The sequence below is a fragment of the Micromonospora sp. NPDC048842 genome (assembly GCF_040649935.1).
GTDB classification, from domain to species: domain Bacteria; phylum Actinomycetota; class Actinomycetes; order Mycobacteriales; family Micromonosporaceae; genus Micromonospora; species Micromonospora hortensis.
Genome location: NZ_JBEZGK010000043.1, coordinates 23,833 through 31,696 on the forward strand (window position 1 = coordinate 23,833; position 7,864 = coordinate 31,696).

General features: G+C 69.3%; 7 protein-coding genes. 3 read left to right on the forward strand and 4 right to left on the reverse strand.

The genetic code is table 11. From position 1 onward, the window contains the following. The first annotated feature begins 55 nt into the window (after positions 1-55). Positions 56-2,275 carry an ATP-binding domain-containing protein gene (locus AB0C19_RS32860; RefSeq protein ID WP_357191718.1) on the forward strand — a complete coding sequence of 740 codons (2,220 nt, stop codon included), beginning with the start codon at positions 56-58 and terminating at the stop codon, positions 2,273-2,275. 55 nt (positions 2,276-2,330) lie between these two features. On the opposite strand, the gene AB0C19_RS32865 is transcribed toward AB0C19_RS32860, so the two are convergent. Beyond that, positions 2,331-2,750, reverse strand: a complete 420-nt coding sequence (locus AB0C19_RS32865) for a hypothetical protein (RefSeq protein WP_210787040.1) — start codon at positions 2,748-2,750, stop codon at positions 2,331-2,333. Positions 2,751-2,940: 190 nt separating this feature from the next. Between AB0C19_RS32865 and AB0C19_RS32870 the strand changes: the two genes are divergently transcribed. After that, positions 2,941-4,983, forward strand: coding sequence for a glycerophosphodiester phosphodiesterase family protein (locus AB0C19_RS32870; RefSeq protein WP_357191703.1), 2,043 nt, complete (start codon positions 2,941-2,943; stop codon positions 4,981-4,983). Between the two features lie 179 nt (positions 4,984-5,162). Then, positions 5,163-5,537: a hypothetical protein gene (locus AB0C19_RS32875; RefSeq protein WP_231392564.1), complete on the forward strand. Its 375-nt coding sequence runs from the start codon at positions 5,163-5,165 to the stop codon at positions 5,535-5,537. Between the two features lie 68 nt (positions 5,538-5,605). Here the strand turns inward: AB0C19_RS32875 and AB0C19_RS32880 are convergent, their stop codons facing one another. From AB0C19_RS32880 to AB0C19_RS32890, 3 genes are all read right to left on the reverse strand, one after another. Beyond that, positions 5,606-6,547, reverse strand: a complete 942-nt coding sequence (locus AB0C19_RS32880; RefSeq protein WP_357191706.1) for a sporulation protein — start codon at positions 6,545-6,547, stop codon at positions 5,606-5,608. A 549-nt stretch (positions 6,548-7,096) separates the two neighbouring features. After that, the gene (locus AB0C19_RS32885) at positions 7,097-7,306 is read right to left on the reverse strand and encodes a DUF397 domain-containing protein (RefSeq protein ID WP_357191708.1); all 210 of its coding nucleotides are present in this window, start codon (positions 7,304-7,306) and stop codon (positions 7,097-7,099) included. After that, a partial coding sequence (locus AB0C19_RS32890; RefSeq protein WP_357191710.1) for a DUF5753 domain-containing protein occupies positions 7,303-7,864 on the reverse strand: 562 nt, incomplete at its 5' end. The genes AB0C19_RS32885 and AB0C19_RS32890, both read right to left, overlap by 4 nt.

The following is a 7,864-nucleotide window of genomic DNA, read 5'->3' on the forward strand; positions in this document are numbered from 1 at the left end:
TTCCGGCGAATTGCCGCTCGACGACGAGATCGGTCGCGAGCAGGAGTACGTCTCGATGCTCTACAACCGGCTGGACCAACTGCGTGAGCAGGCCGCCCACCGGCTCACCGCCGAGCTGCACAACACCGGCGGCACTCTCCAGGACCGCTCGCAGCGCGACAGCTCGGTAGCGATGTACGCCGATCAGGTCGAACAGTTCTCCGCCGTGGAGAACGGGCTCTGCTTCGGCCGTCTCGACGGCGACGACGACTCCCGCCACTACATCGGCCGGATCGGCATCTTCGACACCAGTGGTGACTACGATCCGCTGCTGATGGACTGGCGGGCACCCGCCGCCCGCCCGTTCTACCTCGCCACCGCCGCGAACCCGCAGGGCGTACGCCGTCGCCGGCACCTACGCACCCGGCAGCGCAAGGTGACCGGGCTCAACGACGAGGTGCTCGACATCGACACCGCCTCCCCCGGCGCCCACGAGGAGCTGACCGGTGAGGCGTCGTTGCTCGCCGCGCTCAACGCGGGCCGTACCGGCCGGATGCGCGACATCGTCGAGACGATCCAGGCCGAGCAGGACGAGGTCATCCGCGCGGAACTCCCGGGCGTGATGGTGGTCCAGGGCGGCCCCGGCACCGGCAAGACCGCCGTCGCGCTGCACCGGGCGGCGTACCTGCTCTACACCCACCGCCGGGAACTCTCCAGCCGTGGCGTGCTGCTGGTCGGCCCGAACGCGACATTCCTGCGCTACATCTCCCAGGTGCTGCCGACGCTGGCCGAGACCGGCGTGCTGCTGCGTACCCAGGGTGATCTCTTTCCCGGGGTGAGCGCCCAACGGGCCGAGCCGGCCGGGACCGCAGCGCTCAAGGGCCGCGCGGTGCTGGCCGAGGTGTTGGCGCTGGCCGTACGGGACCGGCAGTGGGTGCCGGACGAGCCGCTGGAGATCGAGGTCGAGCGGGAGACGCTCACCCTCGACCCGGAGATCGTTCGCGCCGCCCGGGACCGGGTCCGCCGCGCCGACCGACCGCACAACCTGGCCCGCGCGCTGTTCGACGTGGAAATCGTGCACGCGCTCGCTGACCAGGTGGCCGAACGAATCGGCGCCGACCCGCTCGGCGGGGACAACCTCCTCGACGAGGCGGACCGCGCCGAGATCCGCCGCGAGCTGCGCGAGGAGACGGAGATCCAGGCCGCCCTGGACCGGCTGTGGCCGGTACTCACCCCGCAGCGGCTGCTCGCCGACCTCTACGCCGACCCGGACCGGATCGCCGCCGCCGCGCCGATGCTCAGCGAGGACGAGCGGGCGCTGCTGCGCCGTGAGCGCGGTGGCTGGACGCCGGCTGACGTCCCGCTGCTGGACGAGGCCGCCGAACTGCTCGGCGAGGACGAACGCGCCGCCGCCGCCCGCCGGGACCGCATCCGGGTGATGGAACGGGAGTACGCCGAGGGCGTGCTGGAGATCGCCAGGGGTTCCCGCTCGATCGACGTCGAGGACGAGGCCGAGGGTGGTGAGATCCTCGGCGTGACCGACCTGATCGACGCGGATCGGCTGTTGGAGCGGCAGGAGGAGGCCGACCGGCTGACCACCGCTCAGCGGGCCGCCGCCGACCGCACCTGGGCGTTCGGCCACGTGATCGTGGACGAGGCGCAGGAGCTCTCGCCGATGGCCTGGCGACTGCTGATGCGCCGCTGCCCGAGCCGGTCGATGACGATCGTCGGGGATGTCGCACAGACCGGCGCACTGAGCGGCACGCCGTCCTGGGCGGACGCCCTAGCCCCGTACGTCGAGCAGCGGTGGCGGCTCACCGAGCTGACTGTCAGCTACCGCACTCCCGCCGAGATCATGGCGGTCGCCGCCGAGGTACTGGCCGAGATCGACCCGGCACTGCGGCCGCCGCGCTCGGTGCGGGAGAGCGGCGTACCGCCGTGGGACCGGACGGTGCCCGACAGCCGGTTGGCGGCGGAGTTGGTCGCCGAGGCCACCCGGGAGGCGGCCGGGCTGACCGAGGGGCGGCTCGGGGTGCTCGTGCCGGCCGGCCGGGTGGGTGAGTTGGGTGCGGCGGTGACCGCCGCCCTGCCGGAGGCCGCCGTCGGCGAGCATCCGGAGCTGGAGAGCCGGGTGGTGGTGTTGACGGTCGCGCAGGCCAAGGGGTTAGAGTTCGACTCGGTGCTGGTGGTCGACCCGGACCGGATGGTGGCCGAGTCCCCCCGCGGGCGCAGCGACCTGTACGTGGCCCTGACCCGCGCCACCCAACGACTGGGTGTCCTCCGCCCGGCGAGCTGACCACGAAACCCGCCGTCCCCACCGAGTTGTCGCTCGGCGGGGACGGCGGGTGGGGTCAGTCGTTGGATTTGTCTCTGATGGACTTCGCTGGGCCGGTTGCCGACGTGGACTGGTCGCTGGTGCCGCCGCCCATCGGGGTGCTGAGGCCGCCGGTGGTGGCATCGCCGGTGGTGGTCGGCGCGACAGTGCCCGGGTGTCGCTCCGGCTGTCGGGCCACCCGGCGTACGCTCGCCGGCCCGGCGGTGCCACCGGTGGTGGTCACCGCGCCCTGCCCGCCGACGGGGCCACCGTCGCGCAACACCTGTGGGTCGATCCGTTCCTTCGCTGGATCGAACGGGTCATCGCGCTGGATCTGACTCTCCACATCGGTGCGGGGCACAGTCACCTCGTCGAGGGCGCCCTTGCCGTACACGCCGCCGGCGATCCGATCCTCGGCCTCGCGGGCGGCGTCCTGCCGCATGTCGTCCTCACGCACGTCCATCACCTCGCAGAAGCTGTGGAACTGACTGCGTGCCCGGCCACCGGCCGACCAAACCCGGCGTGACCGGGAGGTCGTCACGGCGGTTCACCGGCACGCCGCCCGCTGGCCGCCTGCCCGCTGCCCGAGATGTCCATGCTGTCCCGCGACCGGTGGGAGATGCCCGCCGGCAGGAGGGGATGACAGCGTGCGCACAGTACGCCGTACCGCCGTCGCGGCCCTGGTGGCCGCGACGGTGACGACCGGGCTCGCGGTGCCCGCCCAGGCAAAGCCACGACCGGACCGGACATTCGACGTGCAGGCCCACCGGGGTGGCCTCGGGCTGCGGGTGGAGAACACTCTCGCCTCCTTCGGCAACGCCCTCCAGCTCGGGGTGAGCACCCTCGAACTGGACGTGCAGATCACCGAGGACGGCCAAGCCGTCGTCACTCACGACCGCAAGGTCACCGGCACCAAGTGCGTCGACACCACACCGGTGACGCCCGGCGACCCGGAGTTCCCGTACGTCGGGAAGTACATCAACACGCTCAGCCTGGCCCAGGTGCGCTCGCTCGACTGCGGCTCCAAGACGCTGTCGGACAAGCCCGGCCAGCTCGCCGTCCCCGGTGCCCGGATGCCGCTGCTGCGTGAGGTCTTCGCGCTGGTCAACCGCTACCAGGCGAAGGACGTGAAGCTCAACGTCGAGACCAAGGTCGAGGCCGGCGCGCCGACCGAGACCGCCCCCCGTGAGCAGTTCGTCCGGGTCACCGCGGGCGAGATCCGCGCCGCCGGGCTGCTCAGGCAGGTCACCATCCAGAGCTTCGACTGGGGCGCGCTGATGCGCATGCGTCAGGTCGAGCCGAAGCTGCCGCTGGTCGCCCTGACCAACTACGACTTCCTCCAGACCGGTCAGCCGGGTGCCTCACCGTGGCTGGGCGGGCTGGACATCGACGACTTCGGCGGCGACCCGATCACGGCGATCCGCAGCTTCGGCGCCAGCGCCTTCTCGCCGGTGCACGGGATGCCGCAGAACGGCACTGTCCCCGACCCGGGCTACAAGCCGTACGTCACAAAGGAGATGGTCGCCCACGCGCACCGCTACGGGATCAAGGTGATCCCATGGACTGTCGACGACGTGCCGACCATGACCAAGCTGATCGACGACGGTGTGGACGGCATGATCACCGACTACCCGGACCGGTTGCGCGGCGTGCTGGCGCAGCGTGGTTACCGGCTGCCGAAGGCGTACACGGCGCCGTTCGACATCCAGGCGCACCGAGGCGGTCGGGCCACCCGGCCGGAGAACACCCTGCCGGCGTTCGCGAACGCGCTGTCCAACCGGGCCATCTCCACCCTGGAGCTGGACACCAACGTGACCGCCGACGGCAAGCTCGTGGTGCTGCACGATCGCACCGTCAACGGGTCGCACTGCGTCGACACCGCCCCGGTGCGCCCGGGAGACCGGAAGTTCCCGTACGTGGGCAAGTCGGTGCACGAGTTGACACTGGCGCAGCTCAAGACCGTGGACTGCGGTACGAAGACGCTGCCCGAACTGCCCGCCCAGGTGCCCGCGCCCGGTGCCCGGATCCCGACCCTGGACGAGGTATTCGCCCTGGTGAAGGCGAGTGGCCGCACCGACATCGGAATGAACATCGAGACGAAGATCAGCCCGGTGGTGAACGACACCGAGCCGTACCGCAGCTTCACCCGCAAGCTCGTCGACGCGATCCAGCGGGCCGGCTTCACCAGCCGGGCCACCATCCAGTCGTTCGACTGGCGCACCATCACGTACGCCCGGCAGCTCGACCGGCGGATCGGCACTGTCGGCCTGGTCTGGCAGTACGGTCCGGCCGAGTGCGCGACCCTCGCCGACGAGTGCTCGCTGGAGGCGGTCTACGGCAACCCGTCGGTGAAGAGCCCGTTGACCGGTGGACTGGACTGGTGGAAGTACCAGGACCTGGGCAAGCTGACCCGGGCCGCGGGCGCCGGCACGGTCTCCGCCAACTGGCAGGTGCACGACCCGAAGCAGGGCACCGTCGCCTCGACCGACTGGTACCTGCGGGAGAACCCGGCATACTTCCACGAACCGGACGTTCGGACCCTGCAGACGCGCTACGACCTGAAGGTGATCCCGTACACGGTGGATGACGCGACTGTCATGCAGCGGGTCATCGACCTGGGCGTCGACGGCATCATCACCGACGACCCGGACCTTCTGGTGAGCGTGGCGACCCGCAACGGCCTGCGCTGAGCCGTCGACCACCCGATCGCCGGCCGGATTTTTCCGGCCGGCGATCGGTGTTACCTGGTCAGTGGCCTCGGGTAGTCGGGGGTTGTTCCCCGCCACGAAAGCGAACCGTGCCGTGGCCGACACGCGGTAGCGGGGCGAGGGAATGCAGGTACGACTCATCGCATCCTGAGGAGGACCAGATGAGCACGCAGGCTGCTTCCACCCGGCCGATGAACCGGCCCATGAACGACCCGCAGAACCCCGCGTCGATGCGGGACATGCCGACCCAGCAGATGCCGTCAATGCGCGACGGGCACCGAGACCCGATGCCGTCGCCGGGTACGGAGACCAAGCAGGCGTTCCTGACGACGGAATTCTGGGTCTACGCCGCCGCGGTCGCGCTCGTGGTGATCGCCGCGTTCTGGAAGGGCACCACAGCCAACGGGCTGAACATCAACAACCCGAACCAGGCGTGGCTGTTCCTGACCATCCTGACTGGTGGTTACCTGGTCAGCCGTGGACTGTCGAAGGCTGGCTCCGCGCGCCGATCCGGCCGGGAACGCAACAAGCACTGACGCGTCACGCGTGAGACAGTGGCCTCCGGGACAACTCCCGGAGGCCACTGTCGTCGTTTGTGGACCGGTTACTCGTCGCCACCGAAGTCGCCGAAGTCGCCCTCGAACGATTCTTCGATCATCTCGCCGGCGATCATGCCACCGGCGACACCCAGCGCGGCGCCGGCCACCATGCCGCCCATGCCGTGCCCGCGGCTGTGGCCGTGGCTCGGGCCGTACTGGGAGCGTAGGCTGCCGTAGCGGGACGTGGTTTCGCGCAGCCAGCCGTCGACGACCTGCGCCCAGTCCACCCGGTCAACGTCGGTGTGCGACACCTGGTAGCGACCGAACGCGTCGTGCCCGGCGCTGAGGAAACCGCCGCGCTTGTCGCACTCCAGGATGACCTCCACACCGCGCTGGCTGGTCACGAAGGTCAGCTCGACCTCCCGGATGGTGCTCGCGTACTGCGGGGAGGCGAAGAACTCGATCTCCTGGTAGAACGGCAGCGTCTGCTGCACGCCCCGGATGTGGCCACGCTCCAGGTCGGCGTGCTTGAACCGGAAGCCGAGCCGCTGGAACGCCTCCAGGATCCGCTCGTGCACCGGTAGCGGGTGCACCGCCACCTGGTCCAGGTCGCTCTTGTCGACCGCGCGGGCGATCGCCAACTCGGTGCGCAGACCCATCGTCATACCGTGCAGGCGCTGGCCGTACACGTCGGTGATCGGGGTCTCCCACGGCACCGGCAGCTGGAACGGGATCGAGAGCTGCTGCTTCGGGGCGAGTACGAGCGACCCGCTGACGGCCATGCGGTGGAACTCCATAGTGCCCGCGTACTCGGTGTCGTGTCCCTCGACCTCGACCCGGGTGACCAGGCCGATCACCACCTGCTCGATGGCTGCCTCAGCGTCACCGCCGACGAGGTTGACCTGCCCGTCGAGGGTCAGGCCGGGCCGGGTGTTGGGGTTGGTCAGCACGGTGTCCACGCTGGGACCGCCCACACCGAACGCGCTCAACATCTTCTTGAAGACCATCGGAACTCCTGTGCGACGCCGACCGCTCCAGGCTGGAGTCGGACGTTGACTCGAAGGGCACCCTATCCAGCACCCCTGTGAGGTGGCTGTGAAGCGGCCGCGCCGAAGCCGCGCGCGTCGGCGCTTGACTCGGCGCCGCTTGATCGACTCGGGTTCCTGAAAACCGGGGCATCCCGGCGACCAGGACGCCCCGACTTCCGTGAACCCGAGTTGACCTGCGCCCTCACATCCGCGATCACCTGCTCGGCCGCCCGATGCCCGCCTTCCGTTCCGCGTCAGCGGAGGGGCGGATGTCCGTCGACGAGCCTTTGGAGCTGATGTCGCAAACGAATCAGGCGTTCGACCTTTCGCTGCACAGCCCACCAGCCCGCGATCGGTCAAAGAGCGTCGACGGCGACGCGGGCCGCCGAGCGCAGCCCAGACCGAACTTCCGCACTGCCGCATACCGAGAGGTGGCGTTAGCGGAGGTGATCGACTCGCGTTCACGGAAGTCGGGGCGTCCTGGTCGCGGTGACACCCCGACTTACAGCAACCCGAGTCGATCACGCATCAGGGCGCGAAATCGCCGTCCTTCACCCCGTTGACGAAGGCCATCCAGCCGTCTGCCGGGTAGACGAGGGTCGCTGCTGCGCGATCCTTGCTGTCCCGAACCGCCACTCGGCCGGAATCATCCATTACCGGTCCCGCCTCGACACAGTTGCCGCCGTTGTCGGGGCTCTTGGTGCTGATATGCCAGGCGATGGGCATGGACTCGCTCATGACAGCTCCTCCGCGAGTGCTGCGATCAGCTTCGCCGACTCGTTCGCGCTGAGTGCGGCCTCCCGAAGGCGATCGTACGCGCGGACGTAACGCAGGGCTCTATCAGACTCGAGAAATAGCCGCCCTCCGAGGGTCTCCGCATGGGCCACATCCGAGTACGGGGCAGGCATCTTGAAGAGCCAGAACGTGCCGTCCAAGCCCGCGTGCAGCCCTAGCGTGAGCGGGACGACGCGGATCTCGATACTGGGTCTTCTAGCCGGTCCTGCGAGGTGGGCGAGTTGAGCGGCCATCACACTTCTGCTCATCACCGGGCGCCGTAGCGCGGCTTCCTCAATGATGACGGCGAGTCTCCTCGGCGACGGACCGTACAGGAGACGTTGCCGGTCCATCCGGAGCTGTACCCACTTGCGGATCTCCACCTCGCTGGCCGAGCTGGGCTCTGCGTTCCTGATGACTGCTTCGGCATAATCACGCGTCTGGAGCAGGCCGGGTATTAGGAGCGCGGCATAGGTGCAGACTTGTTCGGCTCTCGACTCCAACCAGGGAAAGTCGATGAAC